Source organism: Testudinibacter sp. 'clade 2' (assembly GCF_006227735.1).
GTDB lineage: Bacteria > Pseudomonadota > Gammaproteobacteria > Enterobacterales > Pasteurellaceae > Chelonobacter.
Map to the genome: position 1 here is coordinate 1 of NZ_VDHB01000024.1, position 25061 is coordinate 25061.

At 46.8% G+C, this 25061-nt stretch carries 25 protein-coding genes and 1 riboswitch; of the genes, 18 read left to right on the forward strand and 7 right to left on the reverse strand.

What is annotated here, in order from left to right; all coding sequences use genetic code 11:
* Nucleotides 1-187: 187 nt before the first annotated feature.
* Nucleotides 188-1087, reverse strand: coding sequence for a 4-hydroxy-tetrahydrodipicolinate synthase (dapA, locus tag FHQ30_RS02875; RefSeq protein ID WP_139610986.1), 900 nt, complete (start codon nucleotides 1085-1087; stop codon nucleotides 188-190).
* Between the two features lie 181 nt (nucleotides 1088-1268).
* Here dapA and bcp point away from each other — a divergent pair, with 181 nt between their 5' ends.
* A complete protein-coding gene (gene bcp, locus FHQ30_RS02880) occupies nucleotides 1269-1736 on the forward strand; it encodes a thioredoxin-dependent thiol peroxidase (RefSeq protein ID WP_139610987.1) in 468 nt (155 codons plus the stop codon).
* Between the two features lie 36 nt (nucleotides 1737-1772).
* On the opposite strand, the gene thiC is transcribed toward bcp, so the two are convergent.
* Both thiC and FHQ30_RS02890 read right to left on the reverse strand, forming a co-directional pair.
* Entirely contained in the window at nucleotides 1773-3692 is a 1920-nt protein-coding gene (gene thiC, locus FHQ30_RS02885) for a phosphomethylpyrimidine synthase ThiC (RefSeq protein WP_139610988.1), read from the reverse strand.
* 153 nt (nucleotides 3693-3845) lie between these two features.
* Nucleotides 3846-3949, reverse strand: a riboswitch (TPP riboswitch).
* A 210-nt stretch (nucleotides 3950-4159) separates the two neighbouring features.
* Nucleotides 4160-5227, reverse strand: coding sequence for an AI-2E family transporter (locus FHQ30_RS02890; RefSeq protein ID WP_132965529.1), 1068 nt, complete (start codon nucleotides 5225-5227; stop codon nucleotides 4160-4162).
* Nucleotides 5228-5385: 158 nt separating this feature from the next.
* Here FHQ30_RS02890 and arsC point away from each other — a divergent pair, with 158 nt between their 5' ends.
* Nucleotides 5386-5736, forward strand: a complete 351-nt coding sequence (arsC, locus tag FHQ30_RS02895; RefSeq protein ID WP_139610989.1) for an arsenate reductase (glutaredoxin) — start codon at nucleotides 5386-5388, stop codon at nucleotides 5734-5736.
* Here the strand turns inward: arsC and hda are convergent.
* From hda to upp, 3 genes are all read right to left on the reverse strand, one after another.
* Entirely contained in the window at nucleotides 5731-6450 is a 720-nt protein-coding gene (gene hda / locus FHQ30_RS02900) for a DnaA inactivator Hda (RefSeq protein WP_139609656.1), read from the reverse strand. The genes arsC and hda overlap by 6 nt on opposite strands.
* Nucleotides 6451-6515: 65 nt before the next feature.
* Nucleotides 6516-7778: a uracil-xanthine permease family protein gene (locus tag FHQ30_RS02905; RefSeq protein ID WP_139610990.1), complete on the reverse strand. Its 1263-nt coding sequence runs from the start codon at nucleotides 7776-7778 to the stop codon at nucleotides 6516-6518.
* A gap of 46 nt (nucleotides 7779-7824) precedes the next feature.
* Nucleotides 7825-8451, reverse strand: a complete 627-nt coding sequence (gene upp, locus FHQ30_RS02910; protein WP_132965523.1) for a uracil phosphoribosyltransferase — start codon at nucleotides 8449-8451, stop codon at nucleotides 7825-7827.
* A 217-nt stretch (nucleotides 8452-8668) separates the two neighbouring features.
* Between upp and purM the strand changes: the two genes are divergently transcribed.
* The 16 genes from purM (at nucleotide 8669) to lnt (ending at nucleotide 24563) form a co-directional block, all read left to right on the forward strand.
* A complete protein-coding gene (purM, locus tag FHQ30_RS02915) occupies nucleotides 8669-9712 on the forward strand; it encodes a phosphoribosylformylglycinamidine cyclo-ligase (RefSeq protein ID WP_176552619.1) in 1044 nt (347 codons plus the stop codon).
* An 11-nt stretch (nucleotides 9713-9723) separates the two neighbouring features.
* Nucleotides 9724-10362, forward strand: coding sequence for a phosphoribosylglycinamide formyltransferase (gene purN, locus FHQ30_RS02920; protein WP_139610991.1), 639 nt, complete (start codon nucleotides 9724-9726; stop codon nucleotides 10360-10362).
* A 149-nt stretch (nucleotides 10363-10511) separates the two neighbouring features.
* Entirely contained in the window at nucleotides 10512-11465 is a 954-nt protein-coding gene (locus FHQ30_RS02925; protein ID WP_139610992.1) for a peptidylprolyl isomerase, read from the forward strand.
* 106 nt (nucleotides 11466-11571) lie between these two features.
* Entirely contained in the window at nucleotides 11572-12417 is an 846-nt protein-coding gene (gene rsmA / locus FHQ30_RS02930) for a 16S rRNA (adenine(1518)-N(6)/adenine(1519)-N(6))-dimethyltransferase RsmA (protein WP_139610993.1), read from the forward strand.
* Between the two features lie 10 nt (nucleotides 12418-12427).
* Nucleotides 12428-13255, forward strand: a complete 828-nt coding sequence (gene apaH / locus FHQ30_RS02935) for a bis(5'-nucleosyl)-tetraphosphatase (symmetrical) ApaH (protein ID WP_139610994.1) — start codon at nucleotides 12428-12430, stop codon at nucleotides 13253-13255.
* Between the two features lie 59 nt (nucleotides 13256-13314).
* Nucleotides 13315-13626: a type II toxin-antitoxin system Phd/YefM family antitoxin gene (locus FHQ30_RS02940; protein ID WP_139610995.1), complete on the forward strand. Its 312-nt coding sequence runs from the start codon at nucleotides 13315-13317 to the stop codon at nucleotides 13624-13626.
* Between the two features lie 3 nt (nucleotides 13627-13629).
* Nucleotides 13630-13917 carry a type II toxin-antitoxin system RelE/ParE family toxin gene (locus FHQ30_RS02945; protein WP_139610996.1) on the forward strand — a complete coding sequence of 96 codons (288 nt, stop codon included), beginning with the start codon at nucleotides 13630-13632 and terminating at the stop codon, nucleotides 13915-13917.
* Nucleotides 13918-14080: 163 nt separating this feature from the next.
* Entirely contained in the window at nucleotides 14081-15175 is a 1095-nt protein-coding gene (locus FHQ30_RS02950) for a transglutaminase-like domain-containing protein (RefSeq protein WP_442805659.1), read from the forward strand.
* Nucleotides 15150-15506, forward strand: a complete 357-nt coding sequence (locus tag FHQ30_RS02955; RefSeq protein WP_139610998.1) for a hypothetical protein — start codon at nucleotides 15150-15152, stop codon at nucleotides 15504-15506. The genes FHQ30_RS02950 and FHQ30_RS02955 overlap by 26 nt, the downstream gene beginning before the upstream one ends.
* Nucleotides 15507-15527: 21 nt before the next feature.
* Entirely contained in the window at nucleotides 15528-15824 is a 297-nt protein-coding gene (locus tag FHQ30_RS02960; protein WP_139610999.1) for a heavy-metal-associated domain-containing protein, read from the forward strand.
* Nucleotides 15825-16005: 181 nt separating this feature from the next.
* Nucleotides 16006-18588: a leucine--tRNA ligase gene (gene leuS, locus FHQ30_RS02965; protein WP_139611000.1), complete on the forward strand. Its 2583-nt coding sequence runs from the start codon at nucleotides 16006-16008 to the stop codon at nucleotides 18586-18588.
* A gap of 79 nt (nucleotides 18589-18667) precedes the next feature.
* Complete coding sequence (lptE, locus tag FHQ30_RS02970) at nucleotides 18668-19165, forward strand: LPS assembly lipoprotein LptE (protein WP_139611009.1); 498 nt, start codon at nucleotides 18668-18670, stop codon at nucleotides 19163-19165.
* A gap of 22 nt (nucleotides 19166-19187) precedes the next feature.
* On the forward strand, nucleotides 19188-20234 hold the full coding sequence (gene holA / locus FHQ30_RS02975; protein WP_139611001.1) for a DNA polymerase III subunit delta: 1047 nt from the start codon (nucleotides 19188-19190) through the stop codon (nucleotides 20232-20234).
* Between the two features lie 257 nt (nucleotides 20235-20491).
* Entirely contained in the window at nucleotides 20492-21922 is a 1431-nt protein-coding gene (locus tag FHQ30_RS02980) for a sucrose-specific PTS transporter subunit IIBC (RefSeq protein WP_139611002.1), read from the forward strand.
* 151 nt (nucleotides 21923-22073) lie between these two features.
* Nucleotides 22074-22967: a CNNM family magnesium/cobalt transport protein CorC gene (corC, locus tag FHQ30_RS02985; RefSeq protein WP_139611003.1), complete on the forward strand. Its 894-nt coding sequence runs from the start codon at nucleotides 22074-22076 to the stop codon at nucleotides 22965-22967.
* A gap of 30 nt (nucleotides 22968-22997) precedes the next feature.
* Nucleotides 22998-24563, forward strand: coding sequence for an apolipoprotein N-acyltransferase (gene lnt / locus FHQ30_RS02990; protein ID WP_139611004.1), 1566 nt, complete (start codon nucleotides 22998-23000; stop codon nucleotides 24561-24563).
* Nucleotides 24564-24616: 53 nt separating this feature from the next.
* On the opposite strand, the gene infA is transcribed toward lnt, so the two are convergent.
* Nucleotides 24617-24835: a translation initiation factor IF-1 gene (infA, locus tag FHQ30_RS02995; RefSeq protein ID WP_132965494.1), complete on the reverse strand. Its 219-nt coding sequence runs from the start codon at nucleotides 24833-24835 to the stop codon at nucleotides 24617-24619.
* Nucleotides 24836-25061 lie beyond the last annotated feature (226 nt).

A 25061-nucleotide genomic window follows, 5' to 3' on the forward strand; every position in this document is an offset into this window, starting at 1 on the left:
GCTCCTTCGCAGGAGCGTGAGTTGAAAACTCGATTTATCAACAAAGTAGAGACGCGCTATAAAATATAATTGATTGTTATTTAAAACAATGTGATATTAAAAATCTACATCTCAGTTTATTGGTAAAATATGCGAACTTTTGAGATGCAGATTATTTTCGATTCCTAAATAGAAACTGGGGCAATACTTATTTCAGCAATCCGGCACTTTGTAGCGCAGTGGTAACAACTGGTTGAGCCGGTTCACTAAGTATCGTCAGCGGCAGGCGCAGGAATGGGTTGCTGATTAAGCCGATTTTGTAACATGCCCATTTGACCGGAATCGGGTTGGATTCAACAAATAAGTCTTTGTGCAGTGGCATTAAGCGATTGTTGATTTCATCGGCTTGGGCAAAATCACCGTTGAGGGCGAAGTGGCACATTTTTGCCATGTCGGCGGCGGCAACGTTGTTGGTGACGGAGATCACGCCTTCACCGCCCGCTTTCATCGCTTCGAGACCGGTGGCGTCATCGCCGCTCAGCACGATAAAATCTTCTCCTGCCAATGCTTTAATGGTTGTAACTCGGCTGACGTCACCAGTGGCCTCTTTGATGCCGACGATATTTGGGATTTTTGCTAGGCGGGCGACGGTTTCAGGTTTCAGATCGCTGCCGGTGCGTCCCGGTACGTTGTACAGAATTTGCGGCAGGTCGGTGCTTTCGGCAATCGCTTTAAAGTGTTGGAACATGCCTTCTTGGGTTGGTTTGTTGTAGTAAGGCACTACGGACAGGCAACCGGCTACACCACTGCCGTGCAGCAGTTTAGTCATGGTAATCGCTTCGCTGGTGGCGTTGGCGCCTGTGCCGGCAATAATTGGAATTCGTCCTGCTGCATATTCCACGGTCTTCAATATAACCTTTACATTTTCATCAATGCTGAGTGTGGCGGATTCACCGGTGGTGCCGACGGAAACAATGGCATCGGTTCCGGCTTCAATATGGAAATTGACAAGGGCTTCCAATTCGCTGTAATTGACTTCTCCGGCACTATCCATTGGGGTGACTAAGGCAACGATACTGCCTGAAAATAGAGGGTTGCTGGCCGACATAAAACTTCTCCTGTAGATTTTCTGTTGGTTTTATTGATGAAAATTTTAACTTAGATTGCCAAAATGACGACAGTTTGCAAGTGCTTTTTCTATTTTCCTGCATATAAATCAAAAAAAGTGAAAAAAGTGTGCTTTAGTGATAAATTTGAACAACATAAAATGGAAAAAATAAGGAGAAAGGATGTTATCTATCTTAAAGTGCGGTGCGTTGGCACCAGAGTTCAGCCTGTTGAATCAAGACGGGGAGAGCGTGAAGCTGTCTGATTTTCGAGGGCGTAAAGTGCTGGTCTATTTTTACCCGAAAGCCTTGACACCGGGCTGCACCACGCAAGCCTGTGATCTGCGTGACAGTAAAGCAGAATTGACACAGTTAGGTGTAGTGATTCTGGGAATTAGCCCGGATTTACCGACGAAATTACACAATTTTGTTGAGAAAAAAGCATTGAATTTTACCTTGCTGTCCGATCCTGATCATCAAGTTGCCGAGCAATTTGGGGGGTGGGGTGAGAAAAAATTTATGGGGCGGACTTATGACGGAATCCATCGCATCAGTTTTTTGATTGATGAAAACGGTGTGATTGAGCAGGTGTTCGATCAATTTAAAACCAAAGATCATGCTCAGCTGGTGTTGGATTATCTGCAAAAATAGCGACAAGCAAGCAGCCTGCCGCCGTTAGCGAAAGCGCTATTTCAGATCAGTCGGTAAATGGTAAATTTCTCCGCCTTTTTGTTTAAACTGCTGTGACATTTCGGCTAAGCCCGCTTGCTGCTCGCTTGACAGGTTTGCGGCATAATCGCGCACTTCCTGCGAGATTTTCATAGAACAGAATTTCGGCCCGCACATCGAGCAGAAATGGGCGACTTTGCCGGATTCTTGCGGCAAGGTTTCGTCGTGGTAGGCTTGCGCGGTTTCCGGATCGAGCGATAGGTTGAATTGATCCTGCCAGCGGAATTCAAAACGGGCTTTTGACATCGCATTATCCCGAATTTGCGCCGCCGGATGACCTTTGGCGAGATCGGCGGCGTGGGCGGCGATTTTATAGGTGATCAACCCTTGTTTGACATCGTCTTTGTCAGGCAAGCCCAAATGCTCTTTTGGCGTGACGTAGCACAACATGGCACAGCCGAACCAGCCGATCAGAGCGGCGCCGATACCTGAGGTGAAATGGTCGTAGCCCGGCGCAATATCGGTGGTGAGCGGTCCGAGCGTGTAAAACGGCGCTTGGTGGCAGTGTTCCAGCTCTTCGGTCATATTGCGCCGGATCATCTGCATCGGAATATGCCCGGGCCCTTCGATCATCACTTGCACATCATATTGCCAAGCGATTTTGGTCAGTTCGCCCAAGGTATAGAGTTCGGCAAACTGCGCTTCGTCGTTGGCGTCTTGAATAGAGCCGGGGCGCAGCCCGTCGCCGAGCGAAAGCGCCACATCATAGGAGGCGCAAATTTCACAAATATCACGAAAATGGCTATATAAAAAATTCTCTTGGTGGTGTGACAAGCACCACTTTGCCATAATCGATCCGCCGCGCGACACAATACCGGTCAGACGTTTGGCGGTCATCGGCACATAGCGTAGCAGCGTGCCGGCGTGAATGGTGAAGTAATCCACGCCTTGTTCCGCTTGTTCGATCAGCGTGTCTTTAAACACGTCCCAGTTTAGATTTTCGGCAATGCCTTTCACTTTTTCTAGCGCTTGATAGAGCGGCACCGTGCCGATCGGCACCGGACTGTTGCGCAGAATCCATTCGCGGGTTTCGTGGATATTGCGACCGGTCGAAAGATCCATCACCGTATCTGCCCCCCAACGGGTCGCCCACACCAGCTTTTCGACCTCCTCTTCAATCGAAGACGTGACTGCCGAATTGCCGATATTGGCATTCACTTTCACCAAAAAATTGCGCCCGATAATCATCGGTTCGGATTCGGGATGATTGATATTACACGGAATAATCGCCCGTCCCGCCGCCACTTCCTGCCGCACAAATTCCGGTGTGATAACGGCGGGCAGGTCGGCGCCGAAGGTTTGACCCGAGTGTTGTTGCAACAATACCGCACTTTGAACCCGTGCGCGTCCCATATTTTCGCGAATGGCGATAAATTCCATTTCAGGCGTGATGATGCCTTGACGGGCATAATGCAGCTGGGTCACGGTTTTGCCTGCCTGCGCCCGACGGGCAGGGCGTTGCAGTTGGAAGCGCAATTCGTCCAGCGCCTTGTCCTGTAAACGGGCTTGAGTGTAGTCGGAACTGACCGCACTTAGCACTTCGGTGTCTTGCCGCTCCGCAATCCATTGCTCACGCAATGCCTTGATTCCCTGTGCGATATTGATCGTTTGCGTTTCATCGCCGTACACGCCGGAGGTGTCGTACACCGGAATCGCGTCGTTCGGTTCGTATTGCGGATTGTTTTTATCGCCGCCGATCAAGGTCGGGCTGAGCTGGATTTCACGCATCGGCACTTGTATATCGGTGCGCGAGCCTTGCAGATAAATGCGTTTTGAGCTGGGGTAGTGCGCCCCTTTCAGCGTGTTGATAAATTGTTGTGCCGCCGCCCGTTTTTGGCGGCGGCTGTTTGTTTCGGTATAAATAGTGGTGTCAGACATGGCAAATTCCTTTTATAGTCGGTAAAAATAACCAAGAAATGCTTGTCCAGAGTGAAGAAAAAGGGTGGAAGTCGGTAAACGGCAATTGTCGCATGTGAAATGGCAACAAAGTGCGGTTTAGCGATCAGAGAAAATCATCGGTTTGAAAAATAAGGTGATGATTGACTTGTTCCCTTCGCAGGTCTTAACCCGAGCAGGTTCCACGGATCCCGATTTACGGTCTCAGCCAATCATGATTGGCACTCCGACAAGAGAGGCGAGTATAAGCAAGATAACCGGCGGCGACAAGCGGCAAAAGCGGAAAATGTGATTTGGGTAAAGTTTTAAGGAGAATGAAAAAACGGCAAAGTACGGTTCCTGAGCTGCACCCCAAAAGCTAGATTACAAAACTAAACGATTGAGGTGCGGATTTTTATGATCAAAGATAACCAAACGTTTGAACAACAAGTTGTTTGCTGTTGCTGGGTTTAAGCCGATTCGGCGTCGTCATTTGATGGCCAAGCATTAACCACGGCTTTCACCAATGTCGCCAACGGAATAGCAAAAAATACGCCCCAGAAGCCCCACAAACCACCAAAGATCAACACGGCTAAGATGATGATTAACGGGTGTAAATTCACTGCTTCGGAGAACAAAATCGGTACCAGCAGGTTGCCGTCCAGAATCTGAATGATAATGTAACCCAACATCAGATACCAGAAGGTTGGCGTGATACCAAACTGTACCAATGCGACCAGCATAATCGGAATGGTGATTAACACTGCACCAACATAAGGTACTAACACCGATAAACCGACACCGAACGCCAACAGTAGCGGATAGCGCAAATCGAAAAACAGCAACAGCACATAGGTGATAGCGCCGACAACAATAATCTCGAGAAATTTGCCACGAATGTAGTTGGAGATTTGGGTTTGCATCTCACGCCAGACTTGCGAAGCCAAAGTGCGGTTGCGAGGCATAAAGCGTAGCACACCTTCAATCAAGACTTGTTTGTCTTTTACTAAAAAGAACACCATCAGCGGCACTAAAAAGGCATAAATCCCAATGGTCACTAAACTGAGTAACGAAGACAGTGAGTAACGCAGTGCCGATTCGCCGAATGCCAATAGTTTGGTGCGTAGATTGCTGAACAGCGAATCGAGCATAGGGTAGTCGATCAGCCCCGGATAATGTTCCGGCAACGTCAGCAGCCAATGATGCAACTGATTGATCATCGTCGGTAAATCCTGTGCTAAGGAGATGGTTTGCGTCCATAAACGCGGTAGCAGTACCACCAGAATAAAGATAATACTGGCTGCAAACAACAGTAACGAAATGCTGACAGAAACCGGGCGCGGTAATTTGAGTTTGTTTGATAAAAGCCTGATCGGTGCTTCAAGCAAATAAGCCAAGACGAGCGCAATCAACAGTGGCGCAATAATATCGCTGAAAAAATAGATGGCGACAAAGATGAAAAGAAGAATGGCAAACAACCCCAGCGCTTGCGGGTCACTAAAACGCCGTCTGTACCATTTTTGAAACATTTCCCACATAAATTGCTTTCCTGTTTGATTTGGTTTTTTATCGTTAGGGCTGATCGGTTGACTATATTGTTCAATTAAATGCGATTTTTTGATTATAACAAGTTATTGACTTTATGAAAGATTAAAACTAGTTTGGATCAACAATTTATTACATTTGCGAGGTGAGCATGAGCATTAAGATTTTACACAATCCACGTTGTTCCAAAAGCCGTGAGACATTGGCATTTTTAGAGAATCAAGGGCGTGAAATTGAGATTGAACTGTATTTACAAAAAGCGTATTCCTTGGCGGAATTACAACAGTTGGCACAGCAACTGGGTGTAGCGGATGTGCGTGAAATGATGCGGGTTAATGATGAGTTGTACCGCACGTTGGGCTTGGCAAATACCGAGTTGAGCCAAACAGAGTTGTTGCAAGCCATAGTTGAGAATCCGGCGTTGCTGGAGCGCCCGATTGTGATAAACGGCGATCAAGCTAGAATTGCACGACCGTTAGAACAGATTTTAGCGATTTTATAACTGTAGGCAGTGCTTGACAAAAGGAATGGTGAGCTTGCGTTGAGCTTGCAGTGAGGCTTGATCGAGTTTTTGCAGAGTATCGAACAGGCTCTTGCTGTCGCGTTCAAGGCGTTTTAACAAAAACAACCCGACTTCGTCCGGCAGTTCTAAGCCGCGTTGATAAGCACGTTGTTGCAGGGCTGTTAATTTTTGTTGCTCGTTCAGCGGTTGCAGTTTATGGATTTCCCCCCAACTCAAGCGGGAGCGCAGATCATTGAGTTGTATCGGCAGATGGCGCGGTGATTGGTTGGCACTTAAGATTAGAATCGTTTTGCCCTGCTCTTTAATTCGATTATACAAATCAAAAAGTGCGGTTTCCCATTTGAGTTGCCCGCAAATGGCTTGCAGATCGTCAATGCAGACCAGATCTTGGGTTTCCAGATTGTCTAGAACGTCCGGAGAAAAGAGGCTAGCTTGTTCCAGCGGGATAAAACTGGCATGGCCGCCGCGATCAAACAGCAAATGACAACAGGCTTTTAGCAGATGGCTTTTGCCGCAACCGGATTCGCCGTAAAGGTAAAAAAATTGCTGTTGACGTTGTTGCAGCGCATGAGACAGCGAGTCCAACAGCAGCGGATTATTGGCGCCATAGAAATTTTGCAGCGTCAAATCGTCTGCTTGTTGAATGGGTAAGGTCAGTTGGATCGCTGAAGTCAAAACATTACCTGCTGTCATTGCTGTCCGTCATCTTATCGCTATGGCAAGCGGCGCAAACAGGTTACGCCGCCATTGATGTCATTTTAGTTGAGAGTATCTTCTTTGGTTTTTGGCAACACCAAATTCATAATGACTGCCACGATAGCACACAAACTGATACCTTTTAAAGAAACTTCCCCAACATTCAACATCATGCCGCCGATGCCGAAGGTCAGTACTACCGAGATGATGCACAGATTTCTAGGTTCAGACACATTGACTTGTGCTTTAATCAGGGTGCTCATGCCAACCACTGCAATTGAACCGAAGACTAACATCATAATTCCGCCCATCACAACAGTCGGGATCGTTGCCAAAAAGGCACCGACTTTGCCACAAAATGAAATTGCGATTGCCCAACACGCCGCCCAAGTCATGATTTTCGGATTGAAATTACGGGTCAGCATCACCGCACCAGTCACTTCAGCATAAGTGGTGTTGGGTGGCCCCCCCAAGAAAGACGCCGCAGAGGTTGCAATCCCGTCACCAAGCAAAGTGCGGTGCAGCCCCGGTTGTTTCAGAAAGTCTTTGCCTGTGACCGAGCTGATCGCCATAATTCCACCGACATGTTCAATGGCCGGAGCGATAGCGATAGGCAGCAAATATAAAATCGCTTCAAGCTTGAATTCCGGTGTGGTGAGGGTTGGCACGCTAAACCAGGCTGCTTGTTGAATCGGGGTGAAATCAACCAAACCTAAACACAGTGCCAAGATATAACCGACGGTAATGCCCAGCATAATCGGAATCAATTTCATCAAACCTTTGGCGAACACCGCCACCACCAACGTAGTGATCAAAGTTACCATTGATACCAGGATTGCTTGTTGATATGGATAAAGCTGTGAACCGTCACCACCTTTGCCAATCGCCATATTCACCGCCAGTGGCGCTAATCCCATGCCGATAATAATGATAATCGGGCCGACTACCACGGGTGGAAAGACCCGTTGTAAAATTCCGGCACCTTTGAGTTTGACCAAGCCGCTCAGTGCAATATACACCAGACCGGCGAACATCAAGCCGCCCATGGTGACTGAAAGCCCCCAAGTGGCAATGCCGTATTGCATCGGGGCGATGAAAGCAAAAGAAGAAGCGAGGAAAATAGGCACTTGGCGGCGGGTGCAGAGTTGGAACAGCAATGTGCCGACTCCGGCGGTTAAAAGTGCGGTATTGCTGTCCAATCCCACAATTAACGGTACTAAAACTAAGGCGCCGAAGGCGACAAACAACATTTGCAGCCCGACAAATGCTTGTTTTGGCAGGCTCTGAGCCGGCAGTTCATCGCCATGTGGAATGGTATTTTGCATGATGGGTTCCTCGTGCTAAAGTCATCATAAAGTGCGGTTCAGACGATTATTTTGTGCCGAAAATTTTATCTCCTGCATCGCCTAATCCCGGAATAATATAACCTTGTTCATTTAAATGATCGTCCACTGAAGCAGTATAAAGTTCGACATCAGGATGGGCTTTCTCCAGTGCGGCAATCCCTTCCGGTGCAGCGACTAGCACTAATACTTTAATCTGCTGGCAGCCTTTTTGTTTCAACAAATCAATTGTCGCGACCATGGAACCGCCTGTTGCCAACATCGGATCGACCACAATTGCCAACCGCTCTTCCAGATCGCCTGCCAGTTTTTGAAAATACGGCACCGGTTCCAATGTCTCTTCGTTACGATACATCCCAACCACACTGATTCTCGCACTTGGAATATGCTCCAACACACCGTCCATCATGCCTAATCCGGCGCGTAAAATAGGCACTACGGTCACTTTTTTACCTTTGATACGTTCTACTTCCACCGGGCCATTCCAACCGTCGATAATCACATTTTCGGTTTCTAAATCTGCTGTGGCTTCATAGGTTAATAGACTGCCGACTTCGGTTGCCAATTCACGAAAATCTTTGGTGTTGATTTCTGCGGCACGCATCAGGCCTAATTTATGTTTAATAAGAGGATGTTTCACTTGGACAAGTTTCATTTTGGGCTCCTTGAAGTTAGATCCGATAAATTTTAATAGATAGAGCGTCGAATTAACAGTTTTTTATGTGTTGAGAGCAAACATCAATCAGCGCTAAATTAGCTATCGCCAAAAAATAGGCAGGCATGCTACAATTATGACCGTTTACAAGCGTGAAATGCGACTACCGAACGCTGTTGAATATGCCTTTTGTGATCAATTTAAACAGGAATGTATCGTGAAAAAAAACTCATTAAGTTATAAAGACGCCGGTGTGGATATTAATGCGGGCAATGACTTGGTTGGCAGAATCAAAGAGGATGTAAAGCGTACTCGTCGTCCGGAAGTGATGGGAGGGCTTGGTGGTTTTGGCGCATTGTGTGCGATTCCGAGCAAATATAAAGAGCCGATTTTGGTTTCCGGCACTGACGGGGTCGGTACCAAATTGCGTTTGGCGATTGACTTGCATAAACACGATACCATTGGCATCGATTTGGTGGCGATGTGCGTCAACGATTTAGTGGTACAGGGCGCAGAACCGCTGTTTTTCCTGGATTATTATGCGACCGGCAAGCTGGATGTTGATATGGCGGCGGATGTGATTAAAGGCATTGCCGATGGCTGTGAACAGTCCGGTTGTGCGCTGGTCGGTGGTGAAACGGCGGAAATGCCGGGCATGTATCATCAAGGCGATTACGACTTGGCAGGATTCTGTGTTGGTGTGGTGGAAAAAGAAGAAATTATTGACGCCAGTAAGGTGAAAGTCGGTGATAGCTTGATTGCCTTAGCCTCAAGCGGGCCGCACTCTAACGGTTATTCCCTGATTCGCAAAGTGTTAGAAGTCAGTGGCGCTGACGCTGCGACTGAATTACTTGATGGCAAACCGTTGGCGGAACACCTGTTGGCGCCGACGAAGATTTATGTCAAATCAGTCTTACAACTGATTAAACATGTTGATGTACACGCTATTTCCCATTTAACCGGCGGTGGCTTCTGGGAAAATATTCCGCGTGTGTTGCCGGCACACGTCAAAGCCAACATTCAAGAAAGCAGCTGGCAGTGGCCAGCCGTATTTAGCTGGCTGCAACAGCAAGGTAATATCGAGCGTCATGAAATGTACCGCACGTTTAACTGTGGCGTGGGCATGGTGATTGCGCTGCCACAAAAAGATGTAGAAACCGCACTTGCGTTGTTGCGGCAAGCCGGAGAAAAAGCCTGGGTGATCGGTCAAATTGAAGCATTAGCCGCTGATGAAACGGCACAAGTGGTAATGTCGGCGTGAGGCACAACGGCATGATCAGAATTGCAGTCTTGATTTCCGGTGAAGGCAGTAATTTACAGGCATTGATCGATGCTTGTGCTAGCGGCAGAATTAAGGGTAACATCGTTACCGTAGTCAGCAACAACGCACAGGCATACGGTTTACAGCGGGCGCAGCAGGCCGGCATCGAACACCGCACTTTTTTACGTAAAGCCTATACTGATAATCAAAGTATGGACATGGCGGTTGCCGATTATTTGCAGCAGCAACAGGTCGATTTGGTGGTGTTGGCGGGTTATATGAAAATTTTGACACCGCTTTTTATTCAGCGTTTCAACGGCAAAATTTTGAATATTCACCCATCATTGTTGCCAAAATATCCGGGATTGAACACCTATCAGCGCGCTATTGATGCCGGAGATGACGAACACGGCACCACGGTGCATTTTGTCAATGAAGAGGTGGATGCCGGGGCGATCGTATTACAAGCGAAAGTGCCGGTTTTTGCCGATGACAGCCTCGATGAGGTTATTGAACGGGTGAAAGCGCAGGAAGTGCGGATTTATCCGTTAGTGGTCGCATGGTTTGCGCAAGGACGGCTGCAATTACGTGATGAAAAAGCCTATCTTGATGGGCAACAGTTAGCAGCAAATGGCTATGCAGCAGATTAATTGTGCAAAGTTGCAGCAGTTTTTCGGTATTTGCTGAAGAATTGAGCGATTGTGGCGGATTATCTGAGGAAATTGGAATTTTTTTGCAAAACTAAGCTCTAAGCATATATCTTGCTTTTAGGTTTTAATTAAAACAAACGGAAGTATCAATGAAACTAACTTGTATTAATCGTAAATTTATTTCTAGTTTGGCATTATTGTTCACGATATTGATGCCCCTGCAGGCTAGTGCGGTGGAAAAAGTGGTTGCTACGGTGAATGGTTACCCAATTCTGGCTAGTCAGGTTAAAAAAGAGTTGGGTAGAAAAGCCGATAATGCCGCGAATCGTCAAAAAGCCTTGGACGGGATTATCGACGATATTTTGGTGCAGCAGGCTATTCAGGAATCGGGGGTTCGAATCAGCAGTGCACAGGTCGATAAAGTCTTTCAAAGTGTTGCCGACAGCAACGGTCTGACTTGGGGTCAACTGTTGGACGTGCTGGATTATCAGGGCGTGAATTATCATGAATACCGCAACCAAATTGCGCACCAATTGTTGATGAACGAAGTACGTCAGCAAAATATCGGTAAAAGCATTGATGTGACTCGTGAGCAAGTGGAAGCACTGGGTAGTGATTTGCAAAAACAGGCTGAAAAGCGTGGCGCTGTGCAAAAACAGACCGCACCGGAATATCGGGTGCGGCATATTTTGTTAAAAACCAATCCGATTCTGACTGATGCCAAAGCGAAAGCGGAATTGAGCAAAATTCGTGCGGATATCCTGGCGAAGAAAACCAGCTTTGAAGCGGCAGCAAAAGCCAATTCCAAAGACTATCTTTCCGGTGACAAAGGCGGCGATTTGGGTTTTGCTTTCCCGGAAAATTATGTACCGGAATTTGCCAAAATGGTGAGAACCAGCAAAATTGGTACGATCACCCAACCGTTTAAAACGGAATTTGGCTGGCATATTTTACAAGTCACAGACACCCGCAAAGGTGATAAAACCGATGATTTCTATCGCCAAAAGGCCTACGAGCAGATTGTCAACAAGCAGGCTCAGGCAGAGTCTAAAAACTGGGTCAGCGGGTTGCGCAAACGTGCCCAGATTAAAATATTGAATTAAGTTGACCGCACTTTAGGGCAAAAGAAATCAAGAGAAAATCCCGCACTTAGCGGGATTTTTGTTTTATACTTAATCATCATTTTCTTATTCAACAGACAAACGATTTATGAATTCAAAAAAACATTTAGGCCATACCGCCCGTAAACGCTTCGGGCAGAATTTTTTGCATGATCAACAAGTGATCCAAGGGATTGTGGCAGCGATTCACCCACAACAAGATCAATACTTAGTGGAAATCGGGCCCGGTTTAGGCGCCTTGACCGAACCGGTGGCGGAACAATTGGATCGCTTAACCGTCATCGAGCTGGATCGCGATCTGGCAGAACGCTTACGCCATCACCCGTTTTTACACCAAAAGCTGACTGTGATCGAACAAGATGCGATGCAGGTCGATTTCCGCCAGTTGTGTGAACAAGCGGGGCAGAAAGTGCGGGTGTTCGGTAATTTACCTTACAATATCTCCACCCCGCTGATGTTTCACCTATTCAACTACTACGACAGCATTCAAGATATGCACTTTATGTTGCAAAAAGAGGTGGTGAAGCGACTGTGTGCCGGTCCGAACAGCAAAGCTTACGGACGGCTGACCATCATGGCGCAGTATTTCTGCCAAGTGATGCCGGTGTTGGAAGTGCCGCCGAGCGCCTTTAAACCGGCACCGAAAGTGGATTCGGCGGTGGTGCGTTTGATTCCGCACGCCACGCTACCGCATCCGGTAAAAGATCTGTATTGGCTCAACCGTGTCTGTAGCCAAGCCTTTAATCAACGGCGCAAAACTTTGCGCAATGCGCTTGCTACTCTTTTTAGCAGTGAGCAGTTGACCGCACTTGGGGTGGATCAAAATGCGCGAGCCGAGAATTTGTCAATTGCGGATTATGCACGCTTGGCCAATTGGCTAACCGATAATCCACCGCAAATGGAATCTGCATCAATCAGCAACGAAAACCAATAGGCGGACGGCAATGGCAACTTATATCGTTGGCGATTTGCAGGGCTGTTTTGACGAACTGCAACTGCTGTTAGACAAAGTGCGGTTTGATCCGCAACAGGACGAGCTGTGGCTGGTCGGTGATTTGGTGGCGCGCGGCGATAAATCATTGGAGTGTTTGCGTTTTGTCAAAGAACTGGGTGACAGCGCCAAAACAGTATTGGGCAATCATGATCTTCACTTAATCGCTACCGCACTTGGCTTAAAATCTATTAAGAAAAAAGATCGGGTTGAGGCGATTTTTGCTGCCGATGATTTTGGTGAATTGATTGACTGGCTGCGCCATCAGCCGTTGCTGCGGCAACACCCGAAGCACGGCTTTGTTATGTGTCACGCCGGTATCAGCCCGGATTGGAGTTTGCGCCGTGCCAAAAAATGTGCAACGGAAGTAGAGGCGGTGCTGCAACAGGGCGACTACCGCACGTTGATCAAGGAGATGTATGGCGAACAACCGGATCGCTGGAGCAAACAGCTCAAAGGCATTGAACGGCTGCGCTATATTATCAACGTGTTTACCCGTATGCGTTTCTGCTATGCCGATCACCGCTTGGATTTTGCCTGCAAAACCACGTTGGCGGAAGCACCGACGACGCTGTTTCCGTGGTATGAGTTGGATAATCCGACCTATCGCCAGCAGCCGATTCTGTTCGGGCATTGGGCAAGCTTGGTCGGAGAGTCGATGCCTGAAGGGATTTACGCTCTCGATTCCGGCTGCGTGTGGGGCAACTATATGACCATGCTACGTTGGGAAGATCAGCAGTTTTTCTATCAAAGAGCGGTCAAAAATTATCAGCAATTTTAGTTTGTTATCCTCGTCAAAAAAGCTATACTGGCTAAAATAGCTACTTTGGGGGAGGAGATATGCGAACATTTACAGCCAAGCAAGCCAAAAATAATTTTGGTTCATTGTTAGATGCAGTGCAACGTGAGCCGATCTTAATCACAAAAACCCAAAAACCTGCCGGACTTTTTATTTCCTTAGAAGACTTAAAAGGCACGCCGTTAGTTGATTTGTTTGAGGAAAAAGCGAAAGGCTATGACGAATGGGTGCAACAGCAAGTTTCGTCTGCATTAGAGTCTCATCAACAAAATCCGGATAGCGGTATTGAACAGCAACAAATTATGGCCAGTGTTATGCAAAAAGCACGGCAAAAATTAGGTTTAATTGTTTAACGAATGTTTTATTCCCTTGAAGCAGAAGATGATCTTGCGGAAATCACCGCTTATTATTTAGCAGAAAGTGGTACAATATTAGCCGAACGCATCTTATTGCAAATCACTGAACGTATCGCCAGTTTAAGCCATTTTCCGTACCGCACTTTAGCCAGTCAAAAGGTGATCGGGACGCGCGAGTTTAAGATTACGGGTTTGCCCTACAATGTATTTCTAGTTATTGAAGAGGCACACGAGCAAATCAAGGTGCTGCGTGTGCTGCATACTTCCAGATTGTTTCCAAATTCTTAATACACAAATTCTTAGTACAATTGGCTGATTCAATATTAAAGCCGGTTGCTTTTTTGTTATTTTCCCTTATCCTTAGCAAGGCTTATTGATTGATAACAATAAGCACGAGTTATATAACAAGTTTTGTTTATCTCAATACAGGATTTCCTCCATGAAAAAATTAATGATCGCTACGGCGTTGGCGTGTGCTTTCGGCACGGCGAACGCGGCGCAGCAAAACAGCTTCAATACTGACACCCATCTTTTTGAACTCACCAAAACCTTTGATATTGATGTGCCGAAAGGTTCAAGCGGCGAAACCCAACTGTGGGTGCCGTTGCCGTTCAACAATGATTATCAAAATGTAAAATCGATTCAATACGACGGTAATTATCAACAAGCCTATATCACCGAAAATAATCTGTACGGGGCAAAAACCTTGTACGTCACTTGGGCAGACAAGGTGGAAAAGCGTGATTTGAAAGTGACGATGGTGATTGAAACCAAAGATCGCGAGCAGAAGAAAAGTGGAGCGTTAGCCGACTATCAAGCGCCGGACAACATCCATTATTCGGTGGATGTATTGGAATATCTAAAACCAACCCAGCATATTAAAACCGACGGTATCGTGAAGGAATATGCCGATAAAATCGTTGGTTCGGAAACCAATCCGCTGAAAAAAGCCGAATTAATCCATAACTGGGTTGTTGCCAATATGGAGCGTGATAATTCGCTGTTGGGCTGTGGCGACGGCGATGTAGAGAAAATTTTAACGACCGGAGTGCTGCGTGGCAAATGTACCGATATTAATTCGGTGTTTGTGGCATTGGCGCGCGCAGCGGACATTCCGGCACGGGAAGTGTTTGGGGTGCGTTTAGGCGCTGCACCGAAATTGGAAAAATATTCCAAAACGGCGTTTGGCAGCGCAGACGAACACGGGGTGGCGAATGTCAGCGGAGGACAACATTGTCGTGCCGAATTTTATTTAGCCGGTTTCGGCTGGGTGCCGGTCGATTCTGCCGATGTGGCAAAAATGCGATTGGCAGAGAAAAAATCGGTTGATGATACTGATGTGAAAGCGGTGGCGGATTACTTATTCGGCAATTGGGAGATGAACTGGGTCGGCTATAACCACGGGCGTGATTTTGATTTATATCCTGTGCCGGAGATGACCCCGTTGAATAATTTCGGTTATCCGTATGCGGAAATCGGCGGTGATCCGTTAAACTTCTTTGATCCAAAAGAGTTTAAATATGAATTTATCGCCAAAAAATTATAATCAGCGATTTTTTGCTGCTACGATGGCGGCATTGACCACGGCGGTCGCTTCAACGTTGTGTTGTATTGCGCCGTTGGTTTATCTGCTGTTTGGCATCGCGTCGCCGTTTTTAATGGAGTTGAACCAGTTGGCGTTTTTACAAATCCCGATGCTGATTGTGTCATTGGGATTGTTCGGCTACGGGTTTTGGTTGTTGATATTTTCAAAAAAGGTAATCTGCACCCAATATTTATCGCGCCGCAGTTTGATTGCATTATATGGCGTGGTATCAGTGCTGATTCTCTTTTTTCTATCATACCCGATTCTGTTACCGTGGTTTTTGGAGTTATAGCGTATGACTAAGCGATTTTTTATGTTACACAAAATAGCCGCATTACTGGTGTTATCCGGTTTATTGGGCAGCGTTGCGCTGGCGGCGGAACTTGCGCCTGACGAAAAACAGCTCACCCTGCACGTCAATGAAATGAATTGCCAACTTTGTGCCTATTTGGTCAACAAAGAGTTGCGTAATCTGGACGGCGTGGTTGCGACCAAAGCGAATATCAAAACCCAGCAGGTGAAAGTCGTGGCGAAAAAAGAGGTGCAAGAGCAACGTTTAATCCAAGCGATTGATGGTTTGCACTATACCGCTGTGGTGGTGTCCGAGTAAATTTTGTTCCCTTCAATTTCAGCCCATGTCAGTGTGATAACTATCCGCTGTCATGGGCTTTTTCACGCCGTTTAGCCGCAATAAATTCTGTTATTCTGCGCCATTCTAGGCTATGCTATATCCCATTTTCTATTTAACCGCAAAAGTGCGGTTTTTTGTGTTGATAAAAGGTAATTTCGCTATGCAAGAGCAATATCGTCCGGATCAGATTGAACCGAAAGTGCAGAATTATTGGTTGGATAACAAAGTATTCGCCGCCAAAATCGATTTAAGCAAACAAAAATACTACTGCCTCTCGATGTTTCCGTATCCGTCCGGTCGTCTGCACATGGGGCATGTGCGTAACTATACCATCGGCGATGTGGTGGCACGTTATCAGCGGATGAACGGCAAAAATGTGCTACAACCGATCGGCTGGGATGCTTTCGGCATGCCGGCGGAAAATGCGGCAATTAAAAATAAAACCGCCCCTGCGCCGTGGACTTATGAAAATATTGCTTACATGAAACAGCAGCTGAAAATGCTGGGTTTTGGTTACGACTGGGATCGCGAATTGACTACCTGCAAACCGGAATACTACAAATGGGAACAGTGGTTCTTCACCGAATTATATAAAAAAGGGTTGGTGTATAAGAAAACCTCGGTGGTCAACTGGTGCCCGAATGATGAAACCGTGTTGGCGAACGAGCAAGTGGATGAAGGGCGTTGCTGGCGTTGCGACACGCCGGTGGTGCAAAAAGAGATTCCGCAATGGTTTGTGAAAATCACCGACTATGCCGAGCAGTTGTTGCAAGGCTTAGATGGTTTACCGCAGTGGCCGGATCAAGTGAAAAGCATGCAACGCAACTGGATCGGGCGTTCCGAAGGGGTGGAAATCACCTTCAAGGTTGCCGACAGCGATGACAGCGTGGCGGTTTATACCACCCGCCCGGATACCTTATTCGGCGTGTCCTATTTGGCGGTGGCAGCTGCGCACCCGTTGGCGGAAAAAGCGGCGTTGAATAATCCTGAATTGGCGCAGTTTATCACGGAGAGCAAAAACGCCAAAGTTGCCGAAGCCGATCTTGCCACGATGGAAAAGAAAGGGATGGTGACCGGCTTGGAGGTGATTCACCCGCTAACCGGTAAAAAAGTGCCGGTGTGGGTGGCGAATTTCGTGTTAATGCACTATGGCACCGGGGCAGTGATGGCGGTGCCGGCGCACGATCAGCGCGATTATGAATTTGCGCAAAAATACCAGTTGCCGATTAAAGCCGTGATTCGTCCGACTGATGCGGAGCAAGCGGATATCAGCCAAGCGGCTTTTGTCGAACCGGGCATTTTGTTTAACTCCGGTAAATTTGACGGTTTGGATTTTGAACAGGCGTTTAATGCGATTGCCGATGAATTGGAAAGTTTGCAGGTGGGCAAACGCCAAGTGAATTACCGCTTGCGTGATTGGGGGGTTTCCCGTCAGCGCTATTGGGGCGCACCGATTCCGATGTTGACGCTGGAAAACGGTGACGTGGTGCCGGTGCCACTGGACGATCTGCCTGTCATTTTGCCGGAAGATGTGGTGATGGACGGGGTGCAAAGCCCAATCAAAGCCGATCCGAACTGGGCGAAAACGACTGTTAACGGACAGCCTGCATTGCGTGAAACCGACACTTTCGACACCTTTATGGAATCGTCTTGGTACTATGCGCGTTATACTTGTCCGCAATATCAAAACGGTATGCTGGACAGTGAAGAGGCGAATTACTGGCTGCCGGTCGATCAATATATCGGCGGTATCGAGCACGCCACCATGCACTTGTTATACTTCCGTTTTTACCATAAATTGTTGCGTGATGCGGGCTTGTTGCAATCGGATGAGCCGGTCAACAAATTACTATGCCAAGGCATGGTGTTGGCGGATGCTTACTACTATATTTCCGACAGCAATGAGCGGATTTGGGTATCGCCGACCGAAGTCAGTGTCGAGCGTGATGAAAAAGGGCGGATCACTAAAGCGGTGGATAAACACGGGCATGAGTTGGTGCATACCGGCATGACCAAAATGTCCAAATCGAAAAACAACGGCATCGATCCGCAAGAAATGGTGGAGAAATACGGTGCCGACACGGTGCGGCTGTTTATGATGTTCGCCTCGCCGGCGGAAATGACCTTAGAATGGCAAGAGGCCAGTGTGGAAGGGGCAAACCGTTTCTTGCGTCGCTTATGGAATCTGGTATTTGAATATCGGAAAAATCCGGCAACGGTGGCACTGGATCTGTCCGCATTAAGTGCAGATCAAAAATCGCTGCGCCGTGATCTGCATAAAACCATTGCCAAAGTCAGCGATGATGTCGGTCGCCGTCAAACCTTTAACACCGCAATTGCGGCGATTATGGAGTTGATGAACAAATTGACCCGCGCGCCGTTAGACGGCGAGCAAGACCGTGCGGTGATGGCGGAAGCCTTAAGTGCGGTGGTCAGAATGCTGTATCCGATCACACCACATATCTGTTTCACCCTGTGGCACGAATTGGGCAACAGCGATACGATTGATTTTGCACCGTGGGTGCAGGCGGATGCTGAAGCGATGATTGACGATGAAAAACTGATCGTGGTGCAGGTGAACGGCAAAGTACGTGGTAAATTGACCGTTGCTGCCGATGCAGCGGAAGACACGATTAAACAGACCGCACTGGCCGATGACAATGTGGCGCGTCATTTAGACGGTTTGAATATTGTCAAAGTGATTTATGTGCCGGGCAAACTGTTGAGTTTTGTAGCAAAATAATCAGTAACTTTGACCGCACTTTACGCTGTCCAAGATCAAAGTTAAAGTGCGGTTTCTCATTCAGATGAGGATTGAAATGATGTTGAAAAAAAATGCTTGGGCTTTGTTGTGCACGTTGCTGCTGTTGAGTGGCTGTGGCTTTCATTTTGCCAATCAAGGTGGAATTGAGCCAGCATTTCAAACCATGAAATTGCAGAGCAGCGATCCTTACGGCTATTTGAGTCGGGAGGTGCGCAATCAGCTACACCTGCATCAAGTGCAACTGGTGGAGCAAGGTGAAGTGCCGGAACTGAGAATGAAAAACAGCCAAATTAGTTCCGCTGTAGTTTCGGTATTTAAGCAGGGACGGGAAGCAGAGAAACTGCTGACGTTGAATTTGTCTGCCAGTTTATACGTTCCGGGACGTGGTGAATTTCCAATCAATATCAGAAACACCCGCACTTTCTTTGATGATTCCCGTGCTGCTTTGGCTAAATCAGCTGAACAGGACGCAATTTATAACGACATGCGTGCGCAAGCTGCCCGTCAGTTGATGATTAAAATCATCAGCTTGCAAAATCAGCTGGCGGTAAAATAAGCATAATGAAGGTTGGCAGACGGTGAAAAGAGTAACAGCGGCGCAGCTGGCAACCGCACTTCAGCAACAGTTGTCTTGCTGTTACCTGTTGCAGGGACAGGATTGGTTGTTGCTGGACGAATCGCGCCAAGCAATTAAAGCGGCAGCGAAAACTCAGCAGTTTGATGAGGTTTTACCGCTTTCAATTGATAATGCGACAGATTGGGACGCACTGTATCAAGCCTGCCAATCGCGCGGGCTTTTTTCTGACAAACTCTTGATTATATTGCTGCTGCCAGACAACCTCAGTCAAGTGTTGCAGAAAAAACTGCTGCACTTAATCAGTCTGTTGCACTCCGATATTTTATTGCTGCTGCAAATTCCTCGTTTCAACTTACAAATTGAAAAACAGACCTGGTTTGTGGCGCTGAACGAGTATGCTGCACAGCAAACAGGTGCGGTGTTGGTTAATTGTCAAACGCCGAGCCTTGAACAGCTTCCCGCTTGGCTGCAACAACGAGCAAAAATCTTAGAGCTGAGCATTGAGCAAGAAGCGCTGCAACTGTTGTGTTACAGTTATGAAAGCAATCTACTGGCACTAAAACAGATTTTGAATTTATTGAAACTGCTGTATCCCGACGGTAAATTGAGCTACCTCAGAGTCAAAGCCTGTGTGGAACAATCCTCGCTGTTTACTCCTTATCAGTGGCTGGATGCGCTGTTGGAAGGTAAAACTAAAAGAGCGGTACGGATTTTACATTCGTTGCAAAATGAAGAGGTACAGCCGTTGATTTTGCTGCGGAGTGCACAAAAAGAGCTGACCACCATTTTGCAACTCTGTTCTAGCCAAAGTGCGGTTGATAGCAGTCAACCTTTGCCAACTCAACAATTGCGCCAACAATTTGACCGTTTACGGGTTTGGCAGAATCGTAGGATTTTGTTCACCCAAGCAATCCGGCGTATGCGTTATGCTGATTTATACCGATTATTGCAGAAACTGGCGGAGATCGAACGCCAGCTCAAACGTGACTTTGATGCGGATGTTTGGCCTCAGCTACAAGATTTCAGCCTATTATTCTGTAAGCATTAGGGGTTGTAGCTCAAAATATAGCCAAAGATCAACAGACTCTAAACGGCTAATCGGCTGACCGCACTTTTACCACAAATTTACATTTAATTTGACAAATCTCCTCTGCCTCGCCATTTTTGCGAGGCTTTTTTTGTTAACTGGATCACAAAAATAAAAAATTAACTAAAACGTTTTAGTTCATGTGTAGCCTAACTAAAACGTTTTAGTTAAAATCTTGCTCAGATTATAAACTATCGGTTAAATAACAGGAGAGGCAGATGGATTTTGTAAAAATTGCAACCCAAGTGATTGAAAAACTGGGTGGAAAAGAGAATATCAGTGCTTTGGCACACTGTGCAACCCGACTGCGGATCGTCTTGAAAGACGAAAGTGCGGTCGATAAAGAAGCGATTGAAAATATTGACGGCGTAAAAGGTCAGTTTTCGGTTGCCGGGCAATATCAAATTATTTTTGGTTCAGGCACGGTGAATAAAGTCCATGCGGAAATGAGCAGTATGTTAGGCATGGGCGATATGACGAAGAGCGATGTCGCTGCTGCCGGTGCACAAAACCAAAACTTGCTGCAACGTTTGGTAAAAGGCTTAGCCGATATTTTCGTGCCGATTATTCCGGCAATCGTCGCCGGTGGTTTGTTGATGGGGCTTGCCAATGTGTTTATGGCAAAAGACCTGTTTGTGGAAGGGATGTCATTGGTTGACACTCACCCTGAGCTGGGCGATTTGGCGGCAATGATTAACACTTTTGCTAACGCACCGTTTGTTTTCCTCCCGATCTTGATTGCATTCTCGGCAACTCGCAAATTTGGCGGTAATCCGTTTCTAGGGGCTGCGCTGGGCATGTTGTTGGTGCACCCGGATTTGGTCAACGGCTGGAATTACACCAGTGTGGTGGCAGAAGGCAAACTGGCTTACTGGAATATTTTCGGTTTCAGCATTGAGCGTGTTGGTTATCAAGGGTCGGTATTGCCGGTATTGGTCGCCTCTTGGATTCTGGCGACCTTAGAAAAAGCGTTGCGTAAAGTCGTACCGTCGGTTTTGGACAACTTGCTAACGCCACTACTGGCGCTGTTTATTGCCGGATTGCTAACCTTTAGCTTTGTGGGGCCAATCACCCGTGAAGTCGGTTTCTTACTGGGTGCGGGTTTAACTTGGTTATATGATACCGCAGGCTTTATCGGTGGCGCATTGTTCGGTGCTTTGTATGCTCCGATTGTTATTACCGGGATGCACCAAACCTTTATCGCCATTGAAACCCAATTGTTGGCAGATTTTGCCACCACTGGCGGAACCTTTATTTTCCCGATTGCGGCGATGTCGAATATCGCACAGGGTGCTGCTTGTTTGGCGGTGTTTGTGATTATGAAAGATGTTAAAACCCGTGGGATTGCGTTGCCGTCAGGTATTAGTGCCTTGTTGGGTATCACTGAGCCTGCGATGTTTGGGGTGAATCTGCGTTATCGCTATCCGTTCATCGGCGCAATGGTTGGCGCCGGCTGTGCCAGTGCCTTTGTCGCGCTGTTCAATGTTAAAGCGCAAGCGCTGGGTGCAGCAGGTTTGCCGGGGATTATCTCGATTAAACCGAACGACATCAGTATGTATGTAATCGGTATGTTAATCTCTTTTGTGGTTGCATTCTCTGTGACTGTGATTTTGGGTAAAAGAGCGCAAAAGAAACAGCAAGCTAATTAACTTGCGCTAATCTTGCCCGAAACAAAAAACCAACCAAATGAAAGTGCGGTTGGTTTTTTGTTTACTGGGTGGCAAACGGCTGGCGGAGCAGGGCAAAATATGCTAGTTTGGCAAAGTGTATTTTAATAAATCAACCTAATAAAAAACAGATATGATGAGTGACGAACAGATAAGCAACGATAATCAAGCGCAAGGCTCAAAAAAAGGATTTTTCCAATCACTATTCAGTGGCTTGTTTCAAGGGGAACTGAAAAACCGGAAAGAACTGGTCGAGGTGATTCGCGACTCAGAACAAAATGAGTTGATTGACCAAGATACCCGTGAAATGATTGAAGGGGTGATGGAGATCTCCGAGCTGCGGGTGCGCGATATTATGATCCCGCGTGCGCAAATCGTGTTTATCAATAAAGAGCAGTCATTGGACGCTTGCTTGGACGTGATTATTGAGTCGGCGCATTCACGCTTTCCGGTGGTGAGTGATGAACGCGACAATGTGGAAGGCTTGCTGCTGGCAAAAGATCTGTTGCCGTTTTCTCGCACCAATGCGGCAGAATTTGATATGTCTTCCGTGTTGCGCCCGGCGGTGATTGTGCCGGAGAGCAAACGGGTTGATCGCATGCTGAAAGAGTTTCGTTCCGAGCGTTTTCATATGGCGATTGTGGTTGATGAATTTGGGGCGATTTCCGGTTTGGTGACGATTGAAGATATTTTGGAGCAGATTGTCGGCGATATCGAAGATGAATTTGACGAAGAAGAAGCGGCGGATATTCGTCAGCTGTCACGCCATGCCTATGCAATATCAGCCTTGACGGATATTGAGGATTTTAATGAGAAATTCGGCACGCATTTTGATTCGGAAGAAGTGGATACTATCGGCGGTGTGATTATGCAAGCGTTTGGTTATCTGCCGAGCCGTGATGAGGAAATTGAGCTGGAAGGGTTGCTTTTTAAAGTGGTCTCTGCCGACAGCCGTAAAATTATCCAACTTCGCCTTAGAGTGCCTGATCAGATCGAAGAGGATTCCGCATTTCCTGAAAATGTATAACTTGCCATGCAGATACTTTATTCTCACCCCATGATAAAAATACTTTTCGCATTAATATTGGGAGCAAGCGGTGTGCTTGCTTTCTCGCCTTTTGATTATTGGCCAATGGCGTATGTCAGCGTCATCGGTCTGCTTTTTTTTGCCACTCAAAGCTCGCGCAAAACCGCACTTTATACCAGCTATTTCTGGGCATTGGGATTTTTCGCTTTCGGCATCAATTGGATCCATGTCAGCATTAATCTGTTTGGAGGTGTGCCGTTAATCCTCAGCTATTTAGCCGTGTTGCTGCTGGCGGCCTACTTATCATTATATCCTCTATTATTTACCTATTTGATCCAGCGTTTTCAGATTAAAAGTGCGGTCGTGTTTGCGATTTTGTGGACCTTTACTGAGTTTCTGCGTGGTTGGGTGATGACCGGATTTCCTTGGTTGCAATTTGGTTATTCGCAAATCGACAGCCCGTTCTACGGCATTGCGCCACTGTTTGGGGTGCAGGGGCTGACCTTTTTTGTGGTCTGGATTGCAGCGTTGCTGTTGAATAGCGCCAAAGCCGGATTGAACCGCACTGACCGCACTTTAGCATTGACTGCCAGCTCGTTATTGATGGTATTGGGTTTGGCGTTTGCGGCGTTTTATTCAGGTGGAAAAATCAGTGCGGATTCCAGCGCAAAGCAGAGCGGCAGTTCAGCTAAGGCACTCACAATCACCTTGCTGCAAGGCAATATTGAACAAAATCTAAAATGGGATCCGAACTATTTCAGCAATACGATTAACATTTACCAACAGTTAATCGCACCGCACTTGGGGAAGAGTGACTTGATTATTCTACCGGAAGCATCGATTCCGACGCTGGAAAATCAGGTACAGCCACTGTTGCAAAATTGGCAGTTGGCAGCACACAACAGCGGCAGCGAACTGATTGTCGGCACAGTCTATCACGATGAAACGCAAGACCGCTTTTATAATTCTGCGGTTGTGCTGGGTGATCCACATAACCCTTATCAGTTAACAAGTACTAACCGTTATAACAAACACCATCTGGTGCCGTTTGGCGAATATGTGCCACTAGAAAGCCTGTTGCGACCGTTAGGCAGTATGTTTAATTTACCGATGTCAAATTTTAAACAAGGGGAGTACCTGCAAGCTCCGCTTACTGCTAAGGGGGTTAAGCTGGCAACTGCGATCTGCTACGAAATTGTGTTAGGTAACCAACTACAACAAAATTTGGCTAATGCTAACAGTGATGTTATTTTGACGATCTCTAATGACGCTTGGTTTGGCGACTCGATCGGGCCGTGGCAGCATTTTCAAATGGCAAGAATGCGCGCGTTGGAAAACGGTAAAGCGGTGATTCGTGCCACTAATACCGGCATTACCGCATTTATTGGTAATCAAGGACAAGTGTTGCAGCAAGCGCCACAATTTGAAGCGACAACGCTAACGGCTGAATTAAAATTAGAAACCATTGCCACACCGTATAGCGTGTTTGGTGATAAACCGCTGTACTTGCTGTCGCTGGTATTGTTAGTATTGAATATCTTGACCGCACTTTTACGCCGCAAACTACAGCAAGTAGCTACGCTGAAGGCTGAATAGGGAAATGATAGGCGCTGTCACTAAACGCGGGCAGCGCTATTCGCGGGAGAGGCTTAACGACTGCGGAAAATAATACGCCCTTTAGTTAAATCGTAAGGTGTCAATTCAACCGTGACTTTATCACCGGTTAAAATACGAATATAGTTTTTGCGCATTTTGCCGGAAATATGTGCCGTGACCACGTGACCATTTTCCAATTCAACACGAAACATCGTGTTTGGCAGAGTATCTAAAATCGTTCCCTGCATTTCAATGCTATCTTCTTTAGCCATTCCTTCCTCTGAAATTTTACTGAATTTTATCGGTATGCGACGGTTAACACCACACATAATGTCTTGGGGGGCTTTGTTACCGTAACAAAGCGCAGATTATACCCGCATCAGACGGATTCGGAAAGTTTTTTTAAATATGGATGGTTTTCCTTTTTATTTTAAACAAGAATAACAATCATTTGGTATGAAAATATAAATACAAGAAATTTGTTATTTTTTTTAATTT